Annotated in this window: 5 protein-coding genes; all 5 read right to left on the bottom strand. The window is 63.3% G+C overall.

What is annotated here, in order from left to right; translation table 11 throughout:
• Positions 1 to 17: 17 nt before the first annotated feature.
• Positions 18 to 4226: a non-ribosomal peptide synthetase gene (locus C5689_RS07865; protein WP_108916724.1), complete on the bottom strand. Its 4209-nt coding sequence runs from the start codon at positions 4224 to 4226 to the stop codon at positions 18 to 20.
• On the bottom strand, positions 4223 to 10753 hold the full coding sequence (locus C5689_RS07860; protein ID WP_146188357.1) for a non-ribosomal peptide synthetase: 6531 nt from the start codon (positions 10751 to 10753) through the stop codon (positions 4223 to 4225). Before C5689_RS07860 ends, C5689_RS07865 begins: the two co-directional genes overlap by 4 nt.
• Positions 10754 to 10792: 39 nt before the next feature.
• Positions 10793 to 12391, bottom strand: a complete 1599-nt coding sequence (locus C5689_RS07855; RefSeq protein ID WP_158271785.1) for an MBL fold metallo-hydrolase — start codon at positions 12389 to 12391, stop codon at positions 10793 to 10795.
• Positions 12384 to 15764, bottom strand: coding sequence for a non-ribosomal peptide synthetase (locus C5689_RS07850; RefSeq protein WP_108916722.1), 3381 nt, complete (start codon positions 15762 to 15764; stop codon positions 12384 to 12386). The genes C5689_RS07855 and C5689_RS07850 overlap by 8 nt, the downstream gene beginning before the upstream one ends.
• A gap of 64 nt (positions 15765 to 15828) precedes the next feature.
• Entirely contained in the window at positions 15829 to 24474 is an 8646-nt protein-coding gene (locus C5689_RS07845) for a non-ribosomal peptide synthetase (RefSeq protein WP_158271784.1), read from the bottom strand.
• Positions 24475 to 24508 lie beyond the last annotated feature (34 nt).

The following is a 24508-nucleotide window of genomic DNA, read 5'->3' as shown; positions in this document are numbered from 1 at the left end:
CCTCGGCCGGCGCCTGCTCATCCGTTGACGCGGACATCCGCGCGAATGTTTTGGATGGATCGCAGGGCCGTTCTCAAGCTTGCGTGAAGCTCCGGCTTGCGAACGATTTCGTCGTGGTCGCCATCGATCACGTCGATCGTGACAGAGCCTCGCGTAAACGACCGCCAGTCGACGGGAAAGCCTCCTCCGTCCGCGAGCGAGCGACGCGCCCACCAGACGTGCATGGAGGCGCAAATCGGACGCAGCGCCGAGCCACGCGTCAATTCTTTCGCATTCTCGGCGTCCGAATAGAGAAAATTCACGAGATCGGCGGAAATGTTTCGCCAAAATCCCCGTTCCTGCCCCCACTGCGCGGCATAAACGAAGCGCTCTCGTTCGGACAGATCCGTCGAAACGCCTCGAATATGTTCATAGTCGTCGGGAGCGAGGAGGCCCTCTATCTCCTTGCCTTCGAATTTTGCAAACTGATCGAGATAATCGAGAACGGTACGGCTCGCCCTCCGCCTCTCGGACCAGAGCTGCGTATCGAGGAGACCCAGGAAGGCGACGTCTTCTCCCAGGTCTTCGAGCCTTGCCGTCATGGCCATGGCGATGACGCCCCCCATGCTCCACCCTAATAGATGATAAGGCCCCCGCGGCTGACGCCGGCGAACGGCGTCGACGTAAATCGCCGACATGTCTTCGATCGACGTGTCGAAATGGGTCGGATCGAAGATGGTTCTGGATTGAATTCCATAGACCGGAAGCACCCCGTCCAGTGCTTCGGCCAGGGCCTGATAGCGAATGATCGACCCTCCCGCGGGGTGAATGCAGTACAATGGCGAAACATCGTGGCCACGGCGCATCAGAACCAACGGGACATATCCTTGCTCTCCCGAAATCCAGCTCGACAGTTGCGCGATCGTCGGAGCCTGGAAAATCGCGGTGACGGGAAGGCTGCTGCACACAGCGCTTCTGATGCGGTCGACGAGCTTGACTCCCGATAGGGAGTTGCCTCCGAGATGGAAAAAATTGTCGTCGATCCCGATGGGAGAAACGTGCAGGACCTGTTCGAACTCCCGGGCGATGAGCCATTCGACCGGCGTTCGCGGCGCGACATATCGGCTGCTCGCCAGCGCCGCCGCGTCCGGAGCCGGCAGAGCCTTGCGGTCGATCTTGCCGTTCCTCGTCAAAGGCAGGGCGTCGAGGACGACGAAGGCCGAAGGAATCATAGGATCAGGCAAGGCCCTCCCCAGCGCCGCCCGCAGTTCGCCCGCCGACAGGGCGGCATTCTCCCGCCCCGCCACATAGGCGACGAGCCGCTTCTCCCCGGCATTATCCTCGCGCGCCATCACGACGGCGTCGCGCACGCCCGGAATCCGAGACAACGCCGTCTCGATTTCGCCGAGCTCGATCCGAAATCCGCGAATCTTCACCTGATTGTCGACGCGGCCCAAAAACTCGACGTTGCCGTCCGCTCGATAGCGGGCCAGATCGCCCGTGCGATACAGCCGCTCTCCCGCCGCGCCGAACGGGTCTGGAACAAACCGCTCCGCCGTGAGATCCGGTCGCCCGAGATAGCCCCGCGCCAATCCGACGCCGCCGATGTAGAGCTCGCCCGCGACGCCGATGGGCGACGGGCGCATATGCGCGTCGAGGAGGTAGACTTCGACGTTCCGAATCGGGCGGCCGATGGGCGGCGCGAGCGTCGACCGCCGCTCGGCGTTCAACGGCGACATCAAGGCCCCGATCGTCGTCTCGGTCGGTCCATAATGGTTGAATATTCGGCATTCGGAGCCGTTGAAAGCCACGGATTCCGCAAGCTCGCCGGATAGGGCCTCGCCTCCGAAAATGAGGGCTTTCCGCGGCTGAAGACGCGCGGCGCCGCCAGAATGCGTCAAGGCGCCATAGTGAGACGGCACGATCTTGAGCACGTCGATGGCGTGTCGCCGCATATAGTCCGCCATCGCGTTCGCGTCGGTCGCGGTCTCATAACCGATGACGTGCAGACATCCGCCGCTGGTCAGGGAGGGAAACAGCGCCGTGTTGCCGAGATCGGCGGCGAGCGTCGAGACCATTGCAAACCGAAGACGGCTTCCGTCCGCAAGCCGTTCGTTGATGGCCTGCGTGTAGTTCACAACGCCGCCATGCGCGACGGCGACTCCCTTCGGCTGTCCGGTCGAACCGGAGGTGTAGATGACGTAAGCGAGGTTCTGCGGCGTCACGCGCGCGGCGGGATTGTCCCGCGGCTCGCGCGCGATCGAGGTCCAATCGGCGTCGAGACGCAACGTCTGGATCGATTCCGGCAGACGCGCGCGCAGACGCTCCTGCGTCAGGACCAGCGCGGGACGCGCGTCCTCGATCACGTAAGCGAGACGCTCGCTCGGATAGTCGGGATCGAGCGGCAGATAGGCCCCGCCGGCCTTCAGCACGCCGAGCAGACCCACGACCATCTCCAAGGATCGCTCGACGCATATGCCGACCACTGTCTCCGCGCCGATCCCCAGGCCGACGAGGCGATGCGCCAGTCGGTTGGCTCTGGCGTTCAGCTCGTCATAGGTGAAATGCGTGTCCTCGAACGCCACGGCGACCGCGTCTGGCGTCTTCGCCGCCTGCTCCTCGAACAGTTGGTGAAGGCATTTGTCGCGCGGATCGTCCGTCGCCGTGTCGTTCCATTCGACCAGCAGCCGCCGCCGCTCGGCCTCGCACAGCATCGGCAGCTCGCTCGCGCGACGGTCGGGATCGGCGACGATCCCCGCGAGCAGGGCGCAATAGTGCCGCGCCAGCCCTTCGATGGTCTGCGGATCGAATAGCGCCGTCGCATAGTCGATCCGTCCGCTCAATCCGCCATCGGCCTCGACGAGAGAGAGGGTGAGATCGAACTTCGCCGTCCCGCTGTCCGTCGCCAGCGGCTCCACCTGCAGCCCGGGAAGCGTCAACTCGCGTCCCGGCGCGTTCTGCAAGACGAACAGCGTTTGAAACAACGGCGAACGGCTCATGTCACGCAGCGGCTGCAGCTCCTCGACCAGCCGTTCGAACGGCGCGTCCTGGTTTTCCTGCGCCCCCAGAGCCGTTTTGCGCACCCGGGCCAGCAGAACGCGAAATGTCGGATCTCCGAAAAGATCCGTCCGCAGCACGAGCGTGTTGACGAAACATCCGATCAGCCCTTCGAACTCCACTCGGCGGCGGTTCGCGACAGGCGTTCCGACGCAAATGTCGCTTTGGCCGCTGTATCGCGCCAGCAGAAGCTGAAACGCCGCCAATAGCGTCATGAACAGCGTCGCGCCCTCCTTTCGGCCGAGGCGGCGCAATCCTTCGGTCGTTTCTTTCGTCACGGCGAAACGACAAACCGCGCCCGCATGGTCCTGCGCCGCCGGTCGTGGACGGTCCGTCGGCAAATCCAGCGAGGGCGGCGCGCCCGCCAGCTCGTTCCGCCAATAGGCGAGCTGCCGTTCCAGAACCTCGCCTCCCAGCCAGTCGCGCTGCCATGCCGCGTAATCGGCATATTGGAGCGCGAGAGGCGGCAATGACGACGCGCCTCCTCCGACGACGGCCTCGTATAGAGCGGCGAACTCGCGAACCAGAATATCCGTCGACCAGCCGTCGGACACGATGTGATGCAGCGTGAAGGCCACGATATGTTCGCGCTCTCCCGTATCGGCGCGCGCTCCCAGATCGATCACCAATGTCCGCAACAACGGCCCCGTCGCCAAATCGAACGGACGACGCGCCTCCTCGTCCACCAGACGGCGCGCTCCCGCCTCGCGAGCCGTGGCGTCGACGCCGCTCAGGTCGATCATCGGAGCGGCAATCTCCAGCGCCAGCGCAACGGTCTGAACCGGCTCCCCGTCCCGCATCGTGAAAGTCGTTCGCAAGACCTCGTGACGCCGAACGAGCTCGTTGATCGCGGATATGAAGGCGGCGGAGTCGAAGCGTCCGGTCAGCCGCAGCGCCGCCGGCACGTTGTAGGAGGCGTTTCCGGGGTCGAGGCGATCCAAGAACCATAGTCGCCGTTGACCATACGAAAGCGGCGCCGGACGAAGTCGCGAATGCGGCTGGATCGCCGGAGGCGCATGCCGATGCGTCTGCGATAGGGCGGCGACGATGCTGCCTTTGTGCGTCGCCAACGCCTGGCGTATCTCTTCGGTGACGGCGCCGGCCGGAGCGGCGCAACGCACCCGCCCGTCGTCCAGATAGACCCGGATGCCGCGAGACTGCATTTCGCTCATGAGCTCCGCCGCGTTCATATCTCGAACTCCTCGAGTTCGACGGACGGCGCGTGTTCAGGTCGCTCGGGAGCATCGAGGCCGCGCAGAATTTCGACGGACTCGGCGACCGCCGAAAGCGTGTCGGCCTCATAGAACACCGACATCGGGAACGACACCCCGAGGTTCTGCCATATTCTGGAGATCGACTGCAGCGCCTTCAGCGAATGGCCGCCCAGCTCGAAGAAATTGTCCTCTATCCCGACGCGCTCCAGCCCCAGGACGTCGGCCCAGATATGACACAAGGCCTCCTCGGTCGGCGTGCGCGGGGCCACGTAACGGCGCGCGGACCGCGCCTCCGGCGCCGGCAGCGCCTTGCGGTCCGCCTTGCCGTTCGTGGTCAAAGGCAGGGCGTCGAGAACGACGAAAGCCGACGGCACCATATAGTCGGGCAAATCCCGTTGCAGAGCCGCCCGCAGCTCGGCTGTCGACAACTCCGCTCGATCGCGCCAGACCACATAGGCGACCAGCCGCATGTCGCCGGCCGCATCCTCGCGCGCCACGACCACCGCTTCGCGAATCTCGTCGAGGCCCGACAGCGCCGCCTCGATCTCGCCGAGCTCGATACGAAAGCCGCGGATCTTCACCTGATGGTCGATCCGACCCAGAAACTCGATGTTCCCATTCGCTCGGTAGCGCGCCGAATCTCCCGTGCGATACAGACGTTCTCCCGCCTCCCCGAACGGGTTCGGGACAAAGCGCTCCGCCGTGAGATCTGGACGACCGAGATAGCCGCGCGCCAGTCCCACGCCGCCGATATAGAGTTCTCCCGCCACGCCCATGGGCGCAGGCTCCAAATCGGCGTCGAGAAGATAAATCTGCGTGTTCCATATCGGCCGGCCGATCGGGATACGCGTCTGCGCCGTGTCGCGTCGGCACGCGTAGGCCGTCACGTCGATCGACGCCTCGGTCGGACCATAGAGGTTATGCAGCTCCGACGATTGCTGGAGATGAAACTGCTCCTCGAGTCCCGCCGGAAGCTCTTCTCCGCTGCATAGCACGCGGCGCACTGTCGTCAGCGGCGGCAAATCTGGAACGTTCAGGAAGGTTTGCAGCATCGAGGGCACGAAGTGCAGCGTCGTCACCTGCTCGCGCTCGATGATCGCTCTCAAGCTCCGCGGATCGCGGTGATCGTTCGGCGGCGCCAACGCCAATCGGGCTCCGACCGTCAACGGCCAGAAAAACTCCCAAACCGACACGTCGAACCCATAGGGCGTCTTCTGCAACACTGTGTCCGACTCGGTCAGCTCGTAACGAGCCTGCATCCACTCCAGACGATTGACGACGCCACGATGAGGGACGGCCACGCCCTTGGGTTTACCGGTCGAGCCGGATGTGTAGATGACATAGGCGAGATTGTGCGGAGCGGCGCGCAGGACGGGATTGCCGTCGCTCTCGATCGCCGTCCGATGGGCGTCGAGACACACTGTCTGGATCGTCGCCGGCAGACGCTCGCGCAAGCGCTCCTGCGTCAACACCAGCGCCGGGCGCGCGTCGGCAATCATATAGGCCAGCCGCTCGCTCGGATAATCCGGATCGAGCGGCAGATAGGCTCCGCCGGCCTTCAAGACGCCGAGCAGGCCCACCACCATTTCCAAGCAGCGCTCGGCGCAAATGCCGACGATCGTCTCGGCCACGACCCCCAGGCCGACGAGGCGATGCGCCAGCCGGTTGGCGCGCGCGTTCAATTCGCCATAAGTGAGACGCTCCTTTTCGAACACGACGGCGACCGCTTCGGGCGAACGCGCCGCCTGCGCTTCGAACAGCCCATGCAAGCATTTGTCTCGGGAATAATCCGCAGCCGTCGCATTCCATTCGACGAGCAGCTTTTGCCGCTCGGCCGGCGGAAGAACCTCGAGCTCGCGCGCCGGCGTCTCCGGCGCCGTCTCCAACGCCTCGACCAGTTCCTTCAGCGTGGTCCGCATGTAGACGCAGACCTGCGCCGGATCGATCGCCCCTCGCGTCTGCACGGCGAGATGAAAACCCTCGCCGAGATCGTCCACCGACAGCGTGAACGGATAATTGGTGCGTTCCTCGGCGTGGAGCGTTGTCACGCCCTCGACGATCGCGGATGCGTGTCGGGCGGCGTCGGACGAGGCCGGGTTGTGACGATAGTTCAACAGCGCCGAAAACAACGGCGCCGGGGCCTCGACTCCGCTGCAGCGCTGCGCCAGCGACAGGGAGGCGTGTTCGTGCCGCAACAGAGCGGTCAGCAGGCCGTGCATGCGCCGCACGCTCGCGGCTATTCCCTCCGCTCCGATCCGAACCCGCAACGGCAGGGTGTTGATGAACAGGCCCAGCGCCCGATCCGTTCCGACGCCGCCGTGCATGCGCCCGAACAGAACCGTGCCGAACACCACGTCCGAACGGCCCGAAGCCCTCGCCAGAAGCTGCGCGAAGGCCTGATGGCAAAGGCTCGCGGCGCTCACCCCCAGCCCCCGCGCGCGCGCGCGTAGCCGACGCGCCAAATCCGCATCCAGGGCGAGGCGCGCTTCCGCGACGCCCGAGCTGTCGCCTCGCACGTCCAAAAGTCCGAACGGCGCCGTCACCTCTTTCACATCGCCGAGCATCGCCTCGAAAAACGCCTCATGCTCCTCCCGACTCACTCCGAGCCGCGCCTGCGCCACGAAATCGCGGAATGGCGTCGCCGCCGGCAGGAGCGCCGATTTCCCCATGAGATGCGCCCGAGCCTCTTCGGCGGCGATCTCCAGCGTCGTGTGGTCCAACGCCAGATGATGCGCCAGTAACAGCAGGACCCAGCGCTCCCCTGCCGCGTCATGCGCCGCGAAGCCGCGCATCAGCGGCGCATGACGCACGTCGAGCCGGAACCGACGCGGATCGAAGCGCGCCCGCAGCTGTTCCGCGACATCGCCGGCCGCCGGGTCCAGGCGGACGTCCTCGACGCGCAGCGGCGCCTCGCGCCAGACCACCTGCATCGGCTCAGCCGAGCCCTCCCACGCGATCGACGTGCGCAAAATGTCGTGCCGCGCGACCACCGCCTGCAACGCCGCGACAAAACCGTCCAATCGCTCGCGCAGGTCGAACGAAAGCACATACGACAATAGATAAGGATCGCCTTCGAGCGCCATCAGATGATGGAACAGAATGCCTTCCTGCAGAGGCGCCAGAGGATAGATGTCTTGGACGTTTGCTGCTCCACCGGGAACCGCGCCGACGATGCGGTCGATTTCCGCTTGCGTCAGCGCCGCCAGCGGCAGCATCGCCGGCGTGATCGCCTCGCAACCACGCTCGATGAGGTTCGGCGGAACCACGACGGCGCGCTGGTCCCCGATCGCCGCCGCGAGCCTCGCCGGCGTCGGATGACCGAACAGCGCGCGCACGTCGGTCTGCAGCCCCTGCCGCCGCAGGCGTTCCAGCAACCTCACCGCCAACAGGGAATGACCGCCGAATTCGAAGAAATCGTCATCTATCCCGACGCGTTCGAGACCGAGCACGTCGGCCCATATTCGGCACAGCGTCTCTTCGACCGGCGTCCTCGGCGCGACATAGGCGCACGCGATCTGCGCCTCCACATCGGGAGCGGGCAGCGCCTTGCGGTCCACCTTGCCATTTTTGGTGAGAGGCAGGGCGTCGAGAACCACGAAGGCCGAAGGGACCATATAATCCGGCAGCTCTCGTTGCAGCGCCGCCCGCAATTCGGCGACGGACGCATCCGCTCCGACGCGCCCGACCACATAGGCGACCAGTCGCTTGTCGCCGGAAGCGTCTTCACGCGCGACCGCCACGGCTTCACGCACGCTTTCGACGCCCGACAGCGCCGCCTCGACCTCGCCGAGCTCGATGCGAAAGCCGCGGACTTTCACCTGGTGGTCGATCCGGCCCAGGAACTCGATGTCCCCGTCGGCCCGGTAGCGGGCCAAATCGCCCGTGCGATACAGTCGCTCTCCCGTATCGCCGAACGGATTTGGAACGAAGCGTTCCGCGGTCAGATCGGGGCGGCCGAGATAGCCGCGCGCCAAGCCGGCGCCGCCGATGTAGAGTTCGCCCGCCACCCCCGCCGGAACCGGCTCCAGCCCGGCGTCCAGAAGATAAATCTGCGTGTTCGAAATCGGCCGGCCGATGGGAGGATTCCGCCGGTCGTTCTTGTCCAGCACGGCGAAACTGGAATAAGTCGTGCATTCGGAAGGACCGTAGAGGTTGAACACGGCTTCCACACCTCGACGGTGGTTCAGCGTTCGCGCCAAGGATCGCGGCAAAGGCTCGCCGGCGAGATTGATAATTCTGGCGGAGGCCGGCACGCGATCGAGCCGGAGCAATTCGGCCATTACGGACGGAACCGTGTTGATCAATATGCCGTCGTGACGCTCGAACCGTCCCAGCTCGGTAATATCCTTCAACACGAATAGTTTTATGCCTCGGCACAAAGGCAGGAATATTTCGAACACCGACAAGTCGAAGCTCAAAGACGTCGCGGCGGCCAGTCCTTCTATCCGCTCGTCGCCGAACAGACCTTTTGCCCAATGCAGCATCGCCACGGCATTTCGATGCACAATAAGCGCGCCCTTGGGTCTTCCCGTGGAGCCGGAAGTGTAGATCACATAGGCGAGGTTTTGGGCGGTGGCGCGCGAGACGGGATTGGCTTCGCTCTCTCCTTCGATCGACGCCCAATCCGTATCCAGACACAGCGTCTCGACCGTGTCCGGGAGCCGCTCTCGCAGGCTCCGCTGGGTCAGCGCCAGCGCGGGCGAGGCGTCGTCGATCATATAGGCGAGCCGCTCGCTCGGATAATCGGGATCGAGCGGCAGATAGGCCCCGCCGGCCTTCAAGACGCCGAGCAGCGCCACGATCATCTCCAAGGACCGCTCGACACAAATGCCGACGACCGTCTCCGGTCCGACCCCCAGGCGGCAAAGACGATGCGCCAATCGATTGGCTTTGACGTTCAACTCGCCATAGGTGAGGCGGTCGCCCCCGAAGGCGACCGCTACCGCCTCCGGCATGCGCGCCACCTGTTCCTCGAACAGGTCGTGAATGGGCTCGTCGCGCGGATACGCCGCCGCCGTGTCGTTCCATTCGACGAGGAGCCGGCGACGTTCGTCGTCGCTCAGCATCGGCAATCGGCTGACACGACTGTGCGGATCTGCGACGATTCCTTCGAGTAGGTTCACATAGTGATCCGCCATTCGCGCAATCGTCTGCGCGTCGAACAGGGCCGTCGCATATTCGAACGACGCGATCAGCCCGTCGTCGCCTTCCTCCAGCGCCAAAGTGAGATCGAACTTCGCCGTCCGCCCTTCCAGCGCCACAGGCTCGACTCTCAGGCCCGGAAGCGCCAGCTCCCGGGTCGGCGCATTCTGCAGAACGAACATCGCCTGAAAGAGCGCACTGCGGTTGTCCCGCGCAGGCTGCAGCTCTTCCACGAGCCGCTCGAAGGGCAGGTCCTGATGCTCCTGCGCGCCCAGCGCGGTCTCACGCGTTTGCGCCAGAAAGGCGAGGAATGTCGGATCGCCGGAGAGATCTGCGCGCAACACTAGAGTGTTCACGAAAAACCCGATCAGTCCCTCGAGTTCCGCCCGGCGGCGATTCGCGATCGGCGTTCCGACGCAAATGTCGCGCTGACCGCTGTGTCGCGACAGCAGAAGCTGGAACCCCGCCAACAGAACCATGAACAAGGTCGCCCCTTGCCGACGGCCGAGACTGCGCAGCCGGTCGGCAAGCTCTTTCGAAACGCCAAAACGATAAGTCGTTCCGCCATGGTCGAGCGCCGGCGGACGTGGACGATCCGTCGGCAGATCGAGCGCCGACGGCGCATCCGCCAACCGATCCCGCCAATAGTCGAGCTGCCGCTCCAGAACCTCTCCTTGCAGCCAGTCCCGCTGCCACGCCGCATAGTCGGCGTATTGGATGGCGAGGTCCGGCAGCGGCGACGATCGTCCCGCGACGAAGGCTTCATACAAGGCGACGAACTCGCGGATCAGAATATCCGTCGACCAGCCATCCGACACGATATGATGCAAAGTGAATGTCACGACATATTCGCGCTGTCCCGTCACAGGATGCGCGCCGAGATCCAACACCAGCGTCCGCAACAACGGCCCTTTCGTCAGGTCGAACGGCCGAAGCGCCTCCTCGTCGACGAGGCGCCGCGCCTCTTCCTCGCGGCGTTCCGCGTCCAGCCGGCCGAGGTCGATCACCGGCGCCGCAATCTTCAGTTCCGAGTGAACAGCCTGAATCGGACCGCCGTCTCGCATCACGAAAGTCGTTCGCAAGACCTCGTGCCGGCGTATGATCTCGTTGATCGCCGCCACGAAGACGCCGAGCTCGAGCTCGCCCGACATGCGAAACGCGCCGATGTTGTTGTAGTGAGCGCCGCCGGGCTCGATCTGATCGACGAACCACAGTCGCTGCTGCGCGAAGGACAGGGGCTTTGCGGAGCCGCTCGTCCTGGCGCCGATCGCTTCGGCGGCTGCCTTCTCCCCCAAACGCCTCATCAACAGCGCACGCTTTTCCGGAGAGAGGCGCGCCATGCGCTCGACGAACTGATCCATTTCGATTTCCTCGAACAATTCTTTCGCCGGATGACGAGGTCACATGTAGAATTCGGCCTTGCCGAACAGCCGCCGGGCCTCGACTTGAGCCTCTTCCTCGAGACGTCGAGCGAATGATCCGATCTCGGTCATGTAGACGTCGTCGTCGGACGGTTCGAGCGCCAGCAGATATCTGACCCACGGCTCCCGTCCCACCGCATAGACGAAGGCCCGCCGACATTGGATGGCTCGCGCCAGCTCGAAGGCCGCCGCCGAATTGCAGCCGTTAGAACGGCGATCCTTGCTGTGGCGATGATCGGGCTTGATCGGCAGGATCGGCCCGTAGACCCAAGCGAGCGGCGCGCCGACGCACTCCATTCCCACGAACAGCGTATCGATCGGGCCGGTGATCCGACAGACATGCGCATAAATGGCGGGATCGAGGCAGTTGGAATCGGCGGCGAACAGCAACGTCTGCCCGCATATTCGAATGAAATACGCCGATTTGGCGCTCGGCAGATCATTGTGCTCCCCGAGGAACGGAATGGCGATGATCTGTCCGTCGGCGATGGCGAGCTCGTCGAGACACTCCACCTCGCGCACATCGCGAAAACCAAGCTGCCTCGCCAGAAGGCGCAACGACATATCTGCGAAGAATGCGTCGCAGTTCTTCGGCACGACCAGCGTTTTGATCTTGTGACGCAGCCGCAGAAGCGTCTCTATGACGAAATGGTCGTGGTGGCCGTGAGTTATGAGCGCATAGTCGATCTGGTCGGGAAGGTCGTCGTAGCTGAACCGCTCGATGTCGCAGCTTTCCGGCCGGACAGCGATCAAGGGATCGATCAATATCGAAACATCGGCGCTTTCCACCAGGACGCAGGCGTGGCCGAAATAGCGGATGCGAACTCCACTCCCGCGCCAACCCTCCCGCCGCTCCGGACGGACCTCCTGCAACAGCCCCGCCAACCGCCCCTCATCCTCGGGCGACAGATCCAACAGCTCTCTGATTTCTCCAAAGCTCCGCGGCCGACAATCCAATCCGAACAGCTCGTCGACTCTAGGATCGTCGAAACGCACATGCCAATCGATGGCGTTCTCGTCGACAAGCCTCGGCGTGCTCATATAATAGGGGCGGGAGTGATCATGCTCTTGTCGAAACAGCCGAAACGATTGCAGATCTCTCTTATAGTAAGGACTGTTGTAGAGCATTCCCTCCAGGCACCGCACGATCGGCCGGTTGTAATAATCATACACGAGTTCGACATATCCGCGCAGCGCGGAAGGAAGCCGGCGATAATAGCCCTCGAGACTCTCCCCCTTCGCCTCTCTCACGAGCCAATTGTGGAACTCGGTGAGCGCATTGGCGAAATCGACATTTTCTTTGAGAGAGTCTTCCATGTCCCGCAGCAGCGCCGCGACCTCGGGCGTTCTCTCGCTCGGAATATCGACGAATGCGCCGCCCAGGAGTCGCGGGTCGCGGCACGATTTCTCATGTAGACCGGGATTGTCCAGATAGGACCGCAATGTCTTTACCTGATAATTCACCAGATGCAGGCTGAAAGCCGCCGGCGCCATCACATGCGCCCATGCCGGCCAGCGCCCGACCAGCGGCTCGACGCAGGCGCTTCCCGCCAAAGCGAACACCACGCCGTCAGACATGGCGAACCTCCTCGTCGAGCCCGCGGCCCGAGACCACCGACAATCCCGGTTCCGGAGCCTCTTCGATTTCCGCCAGCAGCGCGTTCAATTCATCGTCGGCGAATTCTCCTTTGGCGCACAGCTCGACTTCCAGAACGAATGCTCGAAACGCGCCGTCGTCGAAAATGCTGGCGATCGGAATGTCTTTGCCGAGCAGTTGCTGGGCGCGCGCGATCACCCGGATCGCCGATAAGGAGTTGCCGCCGAGATCGAAGAAATTGTCGTCATCGCCGACGTCCTCGATCGAGAGCACCTCGCGCCAGATTTCAGCCATCAGCGCCGCAATGGCGCTCGACGGCTCGCTCGCTCTCGCCGAGCTGTTCGACGTAGGCGATGTCGCCGGCAATGCGCCGCGGTCGATCTTGCCGTTGGGCAATCTCGGAAGAGAGTCCAATATGACGACGCTGTCTGGAACCATATAGTCCGGCAGATGTTCCGACAGATATTGTTTGAAAACGGCGTCGCGCTCCTGCGCGCCGGCGGCCGTGACGAGATAGGCGAGGAGCTTCGCGCCGCCAGTCTTGTCGGATGACGCGATGACGACAACGTCTCGCGCGGAGGGATGACGCAGAAGCGCCTTCTCGATTTCGGCGGGCTCGATGCGATAGCCCCGCACCTTGACCTGACTGTCGACGCGGCCGAGAAATTCGATGTCGCCGTCGGCGCGGAGACGAACCCGATCGCCGGTTCGATACAGCCGCTCGCCCGCCTCGCCGAAAGGGTTCGGCAAAAAGCGCTCCGCCGTCAAATCCGCGCGTCCGCGATAGCCTCTCGCCAGCCCTTGTCCGCCGACATATAGCTCGCCGGGCACGCCCGGCGGCAGCAAAGTCCCGCCCGGGCCGACCACGAACGCTTGCGCGCCGGGTATCGGCCTTCCGATGCTTATCGGCGCATCCGCTCGATCCTCGGATTTGATCTCGTGAACCGTGCTCCAGACCGCGCATTCGGTCGGTCCATATTCATTGAATAGAGCCGCGCGGGGGACGCGGTCGAAATGACGCGCCACCACCTCGCCTTTGCATTCTTCGCCCGCGACGATGACACATTCGAGAGATGCGCAATTCGTCGGCGACGCGAGGCTCGACAGGACCGAATACAGCGACGGAAGGCACAAGAGATGAGAGACGGCCTCTTGCTCGATCATCCGGATCAACGCGCTCGGGTCGCGCCGGATCTTCTCGCCGGGAATGCAGAGCCGGCCGCCCTCGAACAAGGTCCAGAAAATGCCCGCGACCGAACTGTCGAATGCGATCGACGACAATAGGAGATAGGTCTTTACGGGCGCGGCGTAGAATTGCCGGCGCGCGAGGGTCGAGGCGACCGCGTTGCGATGCGAGACCATCACGCCCTTCGGCAACCCCGTCGAGCCGGACGTATAGATCAGATAGGCCAAATTGTCCGGCCCAGCGCGGCTGGGAGCGGCGCGCGTTGGATTGGCGCCGATAATCGCCGCGTCCGTATCCAAAAAAACGACGGGCGTCGAAATGTCGGGGAGACCGGCGGCCGTCCGCCGCGTCGTTATCACCGCCGCAGCGTTGGAGTCCGCCAAAATATGCTGGATGCGGGCCGCCGGATAGGAGGGATCGATCGGAACATAGGCGCCATCCGCCTTGAGCGCGCCGAGGATCGCGACGATCATGTCGATGGACGGCTCCAGGAAGACACCCACCGGAACATCGGGGCCGACGCCCATATTCGCGAGGTGATGCGCGAGCCGATTGGAGCGCTCGACGAGTTCGCCGTAAGTGAGGCTTTCTCTGCCCGCGGTCACGGCGATGGCGCCGGCCTCGGCGGCGATGTCTATCGACTGGTGGAGAAGCGGTCGATCGGGGAAAATCGTCAGCTTTGCGCTCGACTTGTCGATAAGCTGCCGCTCCTGCTCCGGAGCCGATAGGGAGTGCGCCGAGATTCGAGAGCCGGGATGCGTCATGACGCTTAGCGCCAGCGCGTCGAAATGTGACGCCATTCGAACGATTGTCGCGTGATCGAAGAGCTCCGAATCATATTCGAGCCTCGCCTTCAATCCCGGACGTTCGTCGAAGATGTGAAGCACGAGATCGAATGTCGCCGAGTCCGTGCTCGTCTCCTCGACGCGGATCGTCAGTCCCGGCAGCTCGAGCTTCTCCGAAGGAAGATTGTGCAGAACGAAGGCGATCTGAAACAGCGGATTGTGGCTCAATCCGCGTTTGGGAGCCAATTCCTCGACCAGCTTCTCGAACGGCATATCCTGGTTCGATTGCGCGCCGAGGGCAGTCTCGTGGACGCGCGCAAGCAATGTCTCGAACGATGGATCATCGCCGAGCTGTGTGCGAAGGACCAAGGCGTTCGCGAAAAATCCAAGCAGGCTTTCCAGTTCCGATCGCGTACGGAACGCGATAGTCGTTCCGACCGCGAGGTCGCTCTGGCCCGTGTAATGGAACAGGAGCGCCTTGAATGTCGCGAGCAAGACGACGAACAACGTCGTGTCGTTGCCGCGGGCCAAATTCGTAAATCCATCGCGCAGGCTCTCCGACAAACGCCATGAATGGGTCGAGCCGCGATGAGCTTGCTTCGCCGCGCGCGGCCGGTCTGTCGGCAAAGCCGACATATCCGGCAGGCCTTCGAGGCGCTTTTTCCAGTAGGCGATTTGCTCGGAGCCGCTCTCGCTCTCCATCGTCCGCCGATGCCAATAGGCGAAATCGCCATATTGAATCGGCAGCGGCGCCAACGGACTGGGCGAATGAGACAGCGTCGCCGTATAGAGCTGACAAATCTCCCGGATCAGCAGTCCGCTCGACCACCCATCCCAGACGATGTGATGCACCGTCAGGAGGAGCGCGTGTCGCGCCGGGCCGAGCTTCAACAGCATCACCCGAAGGAGCGGCGGATGTGCGAGATCGAACGCCTTGCGCGCTTCCACCCCGGCTCGCGCTCGAACTTCACTTTCTTGCGACGCAGGATCGATGTCCTGAAGGTCGACATGCCCGATCGCCAGCTCGACATGCGGCGATATGATCTGGACCGGCGCGCCGTTCTTTCTCTCGAAGCCGGAGCGCAGAACCTCATGGCGGCGGATCACTTCGTTCAGACCGGCTTCGAGCGCTCGCACATCCAGGTGTCCGTCGAGCCAAGCCAGCAGCGGGATATGATACAATGCTGCGTTCGACGTCACCTGGCATTGGAACCAAATGCGTTCCTGGCCGAACGACAGCGGATTTTGTGATGGCGGGCGAACCGATATTTCGTTGCGCGTGACGTTGGGACGACGTCCCCGCAGCTTTATTTCGAGAAGTTCTCGCTTGGCTGGGGACAATCGTCCCTTTCTATCCTCGCCGGCGATGGGGGTCGCGCTCATTTCTTCCACACTCCAGTCGTGGGCGATTGCTTCGACTCGGCGAAGCGACAGGCGTTTTGCGAGACTATTCCGCCATCTGCTCACGGAGGCTCGCGGCCTCCTCGTCGCTGACGGCTTCGAGGGTCGCGATCAGAGTCTCCTCGATCTGTTCCGCGAGCGCGGCGATCGTCGTGGCTTCGAATAAATTGCGAAGCGGAATCTCGACGTCGAACGCCGCTCTTATTCTCGATCGCACCTGGATGGCGAGAAGCGAGTGGCCGCCGAGCTCGAAGAAATTGTCTTCGACGCCGACGCGCTCCACCCGGAGCACGTCCGACCATATCTCACACAACAGCTCCTCGGTCGCATTGCGCGGCGGCGCATATCGTTGCGCAAGCAGGCGAGCGGCGTCGAGGTCGGGCAGCCGTTTGCGGTCGACCTTGCCGTTCGGCGTCAACGGCAAGGCCTCGAGGAACAGGAACGCCGCGGGCGCCATGAACTCGGGCAGGGTCTGGAGAATATACTCGCGCAACGCGCGCTCGTCCGACGCGCTCCCGACGACATAGGCCACGAGACGGTAGACGCCTTTCGAAACTTCCCGCGCTACGACGCAGACGTCCTCGACCGTGGGGTGGTTCAGGAGGCAGGCTTCGATCTCTCCCGGCTCGATGCGATTGCCTCGTATTTTCACCTGGTGATCGACTCGTCCAAGAAATTCGATGACCCCGTCGGAGCGATAACGGCCGAGATCGCCGGTGCGATAGAGTCGTCCGCCCGCCGGACCGAACGGATCGGGCAGAAACGCCGCGGCGGTGAGATCGGTACGATTCAGATAGCCGCGTCCGACCTGGACGCCCGCGACGCATATTTCGCCGGCCACGCCGATGGGCGTCGGTTCGAGCCAACGGTTGAGAATATAGAGCTGCGTGTTGTCCACCGGCCGGCCGATCGGAACGCTCAGATCATTGCCTTGCGGCGGCGCTTCGATCGGATAGTAAGAAACATCGTCCGAGCATTCAGCAGGGCCATAGGCGTTGAGCAGACGCACATGCGGATAGCGTTCCATGAAGCGCCGGCAGAGCTCGGGAGCGAGGGCTTCACCGCAGGGCAGGAGCCATCGCAGGCTCGCAAGCTCCTCGCCGGTTTCGGACGCGTCGAGCAGCGCCCTTATCATCGACGGAACCGCTTCGAGAATGGTGACGCCATTGGCTTCGATCTCTTTCAGCAAGCGCTGCGGATCACGAGAAATGTCGTCCCGAAAAACTTCGACGCGCGCCCCCAGCGCCAGAGCTGTCAGGAATTGCCACACGGATATGTCGAAGCATTGAGACGCCGTCTGTGCGATGACGTCGTCGGCCGTGAGGCCGAGCGCTCTCTCCTTGGTGATGAGATTGTTGAACATCCCGCCGTGTTCCACCACGGCTCCCTTCGGCTTGCCGGTCGAGCCGGAGGTGTAGATCACGAAGGCGAGATTGCTCGGGCCATGGCGGCGAGCCGGAACGGCGCATTCGCCCCCGCGCGCCTCCAATGCGGCGAGGTTCAGAAGGCGAGGCGCCACCGTTTCGAGAATAGCGAGCACGGCGCGGGCGCGTTCATGGTGAGCCGATCCGGCGAGCGCCCAGCCGACCTGCGCCTCTTCGAAAACCTGGGCGATGCGACCGTCCGGATAGGCGGGATCGAGCGGAAGATAGCCGGCGCCAGCCTTGAAGACGCCCAGCATCATCACGAGAAAATCGAGACCGCGCTCGTCTAGCAGAGCGACGATGTCGTCCGGCTTCACGCCTTCGTCGATCAGAGCGGAGGCGATGCGATCGGCGCGTCGGTCGAGTTCACGATAGGTGAGCGTCGCGCCGTCACAGCGCACCGCGACCGCGTCGGGCCGTCTTCGAACCTGCCCTTCGAATCGTCCGATAATGTCGCGCGGCTCGGCGTAGGCGTGAGCTGTTTCGTTCCAGTCCTCGAGAAGCAGGCGACGCTCCTCGTCGCTCACCACGGCGAAGTCGCCCAATCGGGCCTCTGGACGCCGGATCATTTGTTCGAGGAGCCCGCGATAATGGGAGAGAAGTCGTCGCGCGCCGGCCGCATCGACACGATCGCGCGCATAGGTGATCTGCAAATGGAGACGCGGTCCGGGAATGACCACGAAGGTGATCGGATAGTTCGTATGCGTGCGGTGCCAGCAATCCGTGAACCGCCAGCTTCCTCTCGATTCCAGCAGGTCCGGATCGACGGGCGCATTTTCGAAGGTCAGGAGATATTGGAACAGCTCCGTCCCACGCGGGATCTCGCTCCATTCCTGAACTTGCGTGAGCGAAACATATTCATAGTCCCGGATCGCATAATTGCGCTCGAGCACCTCTTTCAGAAATGACGACAGGGATTGCTTCATGTCGACGGCGACGCGCAGCGGCAAGCCGTTGATGAACAAGCCGAGGATGGATTCGACCTGCGGAAGATCCGCGGGACGTCCCGAAACGGTGACTCCGAACACGACCTCCGCACGACTGGCGTATTGCGCCAGCAGCAGAGCCAGAGCGGCTTGCGCGAAGGTGTTGGGCGTCACTCGAAAGCGCTGGGAGAGCTGTTTCAGCTTCGCCGTATCGTCCGCCGAAAGATGCAGGACGACGTCCTCGATCTCCGCGCCATCGAGGCCTCCATCGCCGCTCGAACGGCTCGCGAAAAACGGCGTCGGCTCGTCGAAGCCTCGCAGATAGTCTCGCCAGAACGGTTCCGCGGCGCCGGCGTCCCGGCGCCGTAGCCAGGCGATATAGTCTCGAAAGCCTCGATGAGCCCGCTCCGGCAAGGCGCGTCGCGCGACCAATGCCTCGTAATTCGATTGAAGCTCTTTCAAGATGAGCGAGGTGCACCAAGCGTCGAACAGGATGTGATGGTGACTGCGGACCAATAGATAGCGACGTGTCTCCAAACGGAAGAGTCGAATTCTGACGAGCGGAGCGCGGCCGAGATCGAATCCCCGCGACCTTTCTTCCGCCAGCAGCGCGTTCAGGCGGCTTTCCTGCTCGGCTTCATTCAGCTCCCGCCAGTCGAAAAAATCGAATGGCAATTCGATCCGCCGATGGACGAGCTGTTGGGAGCTCGACAAATTTTCCCAAGCGAATGACGTCCTGAAAATCGGGTGGGCATCGGCGACGGCCTGCCACGCGCGCCGAAACACGTCGACGTCGATCTCTCCCTCGATCCAATACCGATGTTGCATCACATAGACGCCGGAATTGGGCAGCGACAGCGTGTGAAACAGAAGGCCCTCCTGCAGCGGCGTCAGCGGATAGACATCCTCTATCTGCGATCGGGCTACGCCGAGTCGGTCGAGTTCGCCCCCGCCGAGGCTCGACAGCGGAAAGATTTTGTCGGCGTCGGCGGTATCGAAAGGCGGCTCGCCGTCCGAGTTTGCGTCATAGGACGTCAGCGCCGACGCCAGTTCCACTATGCTCTGATAGCGGAAGATTTCACGCGGCGTGACGGAGAGACCGGCGGCATAGGCACGACTCGCGGCCTGAATGCTCAATATCGAATCGCCGCCCAGCGAGAAGAAATTGTCGTCGATCCCGACCCGATCGACCGCGAGGAGATCAGCGTAAATGCCGGCGAGCAGCGCTTCGACCTCGTTGCGCGGCGCGCGATACACACACGAGGAAGTCGCTCCCATGTCCGGCGGGGGCAGACGGGCGCGATCGATTTTGCCGTTCGACGTGACTGGAAGCGCCTCGAGGAAAACGAAAGCCGAAGGGATCATATAATCCGGCAGCGATCGATGGAGATGCGCGCGCATCGACACGCTCGAAGCGTCCGGCCCTTTCGGACCGACGACATAAGCAACGAGGCGGTTCTGTCCCGACGCCTCCTCGAACGACGCGACCACGGCCTGTTCGACGCCGACAAGCTCGCGTAACCGCGCTTCGATTTCGCCGAGCTCGACACGGTAGCCGCGGATTTTGATCTGCTGATCGATGCGACCGAGGAACGTCACGACGCCGTGGTCGTCGACGCGGCCGAGATCGCCGCTACGGTACAGCCGTTCGCCGGCGGCGCCGAAGGGATCGGGAACGAAGCGCTCCGCCGTCAAATCCGGCCGTCCGATATAGCCGCGCGCCAGCCCGGCCCCACTCACACAGATCTCGCCGCTCACGCCCAGCGGCGTCGGCGTCGAATTGGGGCCCAGAATATAGGCGGTGGCATTTCCGATGGGGCGGCCGATCGGCGCACACTCGGCAGACGCGCCATCAAGCACCTCTTCGGTCAAGTGAAGCATCAGCGCGCCGACCGTCGTTTCGGTCGGACCGTAATGATTGAACAATCGGAATGACGGTCCTGTCGACAAGAGCCGCTTCGCCAATCGCATCGGCAATGCCTCCCCGCCGAAGATCAGCGCTTTGCGAGGCAATGGGTCCCTGCCGCCCGCCAGCGGCAGGAGCGCGCTATAGTGCGACGGCACGATCTTGAGCACGTCGATCGGGTTCGCCGTCAGATAGGTCCCGAACGCGTGAGGATCGGTCGCCGCGTCATAGCTCAGCACATGCAGACAGCCGCCGCTCGTAAGGGATGGAAAGAGCGCCGTATGGCCGAGATCGGCGGCGAGCGTCGAGACGAGCGCGAAATGAAGTCCGCTCTGGTTTCCGAGCCGTTCGAGAATGGCGTGTGTGTAATGGACGAGGCTCCCGTGGGAGACCGCCACGCCCTTGGGCTGGCCGGAAGACCCGGATGTGAAGATGATATAAGCGAGGTCGTGGCGGTTCGTGACGACGGGCGGGGCGGTGCTCGGCTGCGCCGCGATCTCCGCCGCGTCGCCGTCGAGAAAGATCGGCCTGTCGAAATCGATTGTCGAGCGTTCGAACCACTCCTTTCGGCAGAGCAGCGTGCGCGCTCCCGCGTCCTGAAGCATTTGGGCGATCCGTGCGGGCGGCAATTCCGGATCGAGCGGCAGATAGGCGCCGCCGGCTGCGAGAATTGCGAGGATCGCGACGATCGTCTCGGCGGAACGCGTGACGCAAAGGCCGACCGGCGCATTGCGATCCACGCCCTCGCCGCGAAGAAAATGCGCCAGTCGATTCGCTTCCGCGTTCAACTCGGCATAAGTCAGTCGCCTCTCCTCGGCGACGACCGCAACGGCGTCGGGCGCTTTGTCGGCCCATCCCACGACGACACGAGGGATGGTCGAGGCTTCCGACCACATGATCGGCTCCGGCGACACCCGCGCGAGCAGGCGCTGCATTTCCGTCGGGGTGAGCAATGGCAGCGCCGCAATTCTCGTCCCCGGATCCACCACGACCGCGTCGAGCGCCGACTCGAAGCACCCGGCCAGACGCGCGATCGTCGCGTCCTCGAACAGGTCACGCCGATATTGGAACGACAGAGCCAGGCCGTCGCGAGTCTCGGCCGCCATCAGCTTGAGGTCGAAGCGCTCGATCCGAGCCTCGAGCGGCAAGCCGGAGATCGTCAATTCTCCCCAAGGCAACGGCTCGCTGTCCTCGCCGAGCGCCAGTTGCGCATAACCGCTCTCCGCGTCCGATTGCGCCTGTTGCAGCGCGAACCAGGTCTGGAAAATCGGCCATTGGCCGGCGACGCGCTCGGGCTGCAGACGCTCGACCAGTTCCGAGAACGGAAAGTCTTGATGCTCCAAGGCCTCGATCACGCATCTGTGAACGTCGCGCAGATATTCCGAAAACGGCTTTTGTGGCGCGAGCCGCGTTCGCAGAGCCAGAGGATTGACGAAATTTCCGACGACGTTTCTGAAACGACCTTGGCTGCGTCCGCTGCTCGCCGTGCCGACGATCAGGTCCTGCTGATGAGTGTAGCGATAGAGAACAATCTTATACGCCGCGAGCAAGACGGCAAACAGCGTGACGCCATTCGCATGCGCCAGCGTCTTCAGAGCCGCCGTCGTTTTCGCGTCGAGTTGCGTGCGGAACGTCGATCCGAGGCAGCGCGGTTCGGAGGATCGCGGATGATCGGCGGGAAGAGCCAATACCGGAAGTTCGTCTCCGAGCCGTTCTCGCCAATAGCGCCATGCGCTCTCGCTCGCCTCGCTCCGCATATATCGTCGTTGCCAAGAGACGAAGTCCCGATAGCTCGTCGAGAGAGCGGGAAGGTCGGCCTTTCGATGGGCGCAGCGAGCCGCATAGCCGAGTCGAAGCTCATCCAAAACGATCAGCAACGACCACAGGTCCAGCGCGATGTGGTGCGCGCAGAGCAGCAAGGTCGCGCCATGGTCGTCATGGCGATACAATGTCGCCCGCAATATCGGTCCCGCTGCGAGATCGAAAGGCTTCCAGGCTCGCAGACCCATGTCGTTCTGCAACTGATCGCGCGTCCAGCCGGCGGCGTCGACGATGGAAAAACAGTCGCCGATCGACCGCAGCGGCGTCGCCGACTGGACGACGTCGTCGCCTTCCAGCCCGTAGACGCCGCGCAAAATCGGACGCCGTTCGAGCACATCGGCCAGAGACATGCTCAGCGCCGCGCTGTCCACCGGCCCCTCGATCCGCAAGGCGAGGTGCAAATTATAAGCGACGCTCGACGGCTCCAATTGGTGGACAGCCCACATCGCCCGTTGCGTATAGGACAGACCGCGGTCGCTCGCGTCCTCGGCCCGCATCGGTTCGGCGGCCCGGGGAGACGCCGACTCGCAAAGCGCTTCCGCCACTTGTCGGAATGTCATGTCGGACAATAGGGGAGAAAGAGGAACCTCCACGCCGAGCAACGCGTCGAGCGCGTGCTTGAGCTCGACTGCGCGCAAAGAGTCGAGACCGCTGGCGACGACCGGCGCATCCTCGCTCAACCCGCTCTCTGGCATACGCAACAGCCTGGCGGCGGTGGAGAGCAGAAAGCGCGTGAGCAGCGCGATTCTCTGCGGAGAAGCGAGCAGACCCAGAGCATCGCGCAAGAGCGCGTCGCTTCCCGCCAGCGCCGGCGCGATGGCATTTTCCTGCCGATCAGCGGCAATGATTCTCTCCTCGCGTGTCCGTGCGAGAATTGGAAGCCTTCCTTCGAGATAACCCCGCCGGCATTCGGCGCGGCGGATCTTGCCGCTCGACGTCTTCGGGATAGATCCCGGCTGAACCAGAACGATTTCCGAAGGCGCGATGTCACATCCGCTCGCCAGCCGTTCACGAATTTTCTGGAACAGCGCCTGCTGCGCTCCATTCTCACGCAACGACGGCAGCAGCGAACGCTGAGGCTCCACGACGACGACGAGCGCCTCTCGCTCCTCCATCGTCACCGAGAAAGCGGCGCTGCAACCGGGACGAACTTCATCCACGTCGTCGTCGATTGCATTCTCGAAATCTTGCGGATAGTAATTTCGGCCGCCGACGATGATGAGATCTTTCAGCCGTCCCGTAATATAAAGCTCGCCTCGGTCCAGAAAGCCGAGATCGCCCGTGCGCATGAAACGTCTCGTGTCCTCGCCTGCGAGCTGCGCGCGAAATGTGCTTTCGCTCGCCGAGGGGCGATTCCAATAGCCTTGCGCGACGCTCGGTCCCGTCACCCAAATCTCGCCGACCGTCCTATCATCGCAAGGACTGGTCGTATGCGGATCGACGATCAGAACCTCGTGTCCCGGCCAAACGCGCCCGCAGCCGACCACTGAGACGGCGTTCCCGGCGCCGGCGTCCACTATTCGGTTCGCCTCGAGCTCTGTCCGATCCACACGACGCAGAGCGGCGGCCCTCCCCCGCGTCGGAGCCGTCACCACCAGAGTCGCTTCCGCCAGACCGTAGCACGGAAAGAAGCTATCGCGGCGGAATCCGCAATCGGCGAAGGCGGAGGCGAAGCGATCATGCGTAGCGGCCCGCACCGGCTCCGCTCCGTTGAAGGCGATGCTCCAGCAGCTCAAATCGAGATCGCGCTTCTCCTCCGTCGTGATCTTGCGTGCGCAGAAATCATAGGCGAAATTCGGCCCTCCGCTCGTGTGTGCGCGATAGGTCGAGATCGCCCGCAGCCATCGTATCGGCTTTTCGAGAAACGCCATCGGCGACATCAAAATCGCCGTCGCGCCGACGTAGAGCGGCTGTAGAATATTTCCGATCAATCCCATGTCGTGATAGAGCGGCAGCCATCCGACGAGCGTCGACCGCTCATTGTGCCGAAAGCTCTCCTTGATCAACGATTGATTGGCGATCAGATTGCCGTGGCTGACCATCACGCCGCGCGGATCGCCCGTCGAGCCGGAGGTATATTGCAGGAATGCGAGACGATCGGGATCGATTGCGATCGGCCGCCAGTCCGCGCCGTCCGACTCGACGCCGTCGGTCAGGCTCCATCGCCATTTTCCGGGTCGCAGCTTTTGTTCGGCGTCGCCGCCGAAACGCGCGTGGAGCGCGGAGGTCGTCATGACCGCCGCCGGCTCCGCATCGGAAAATATCGCCTGCAGCCGCTGGATATGTCGACCAGACGGCGGATAGGCGGGAACAGCGGCGACGCCCGCATAGAGACATCCGAAGAACGCTTCGATATAGTCCAGTCCCGGCGGATACAGAAGCAACGCCCGCTGGCCTTGCGCGTCGAGATCCTGAAGATTTGCGGCAATAGACCTGGCGCGGCGATCGAGTTCGGAAAAGCTCAGGCGAGCGCTTTCTTTCTCTCCGTCATCCAGAAAAACATAAGCCGTCTCGTCTGGCTGCCGGGCGGCCCGCATACGCAGCAGCGCCACCAGATTGGTTACGCTTTCCAGCGACCGGTCGTCCGCATGAGCGTGCTCGAATATCGAGATCATGATCGTTGCATCTCCAGGCCTTTTCGACACGACG

The organism is Methylosinus sporium, assembly GCF_003113265.1.
Classification (GTDB): Bacteria; Pseudomonadota; Alphaproteobacteria; order Rhizobiales; family Beijerinckiaceae; genus Methylosinus; species Methylosinus sporium.
The sequence above is the reverse complement of the archived record's forward strand: the minus strand, read 5'-3'. Positions and strand labels throughout refer to the sequence as shown.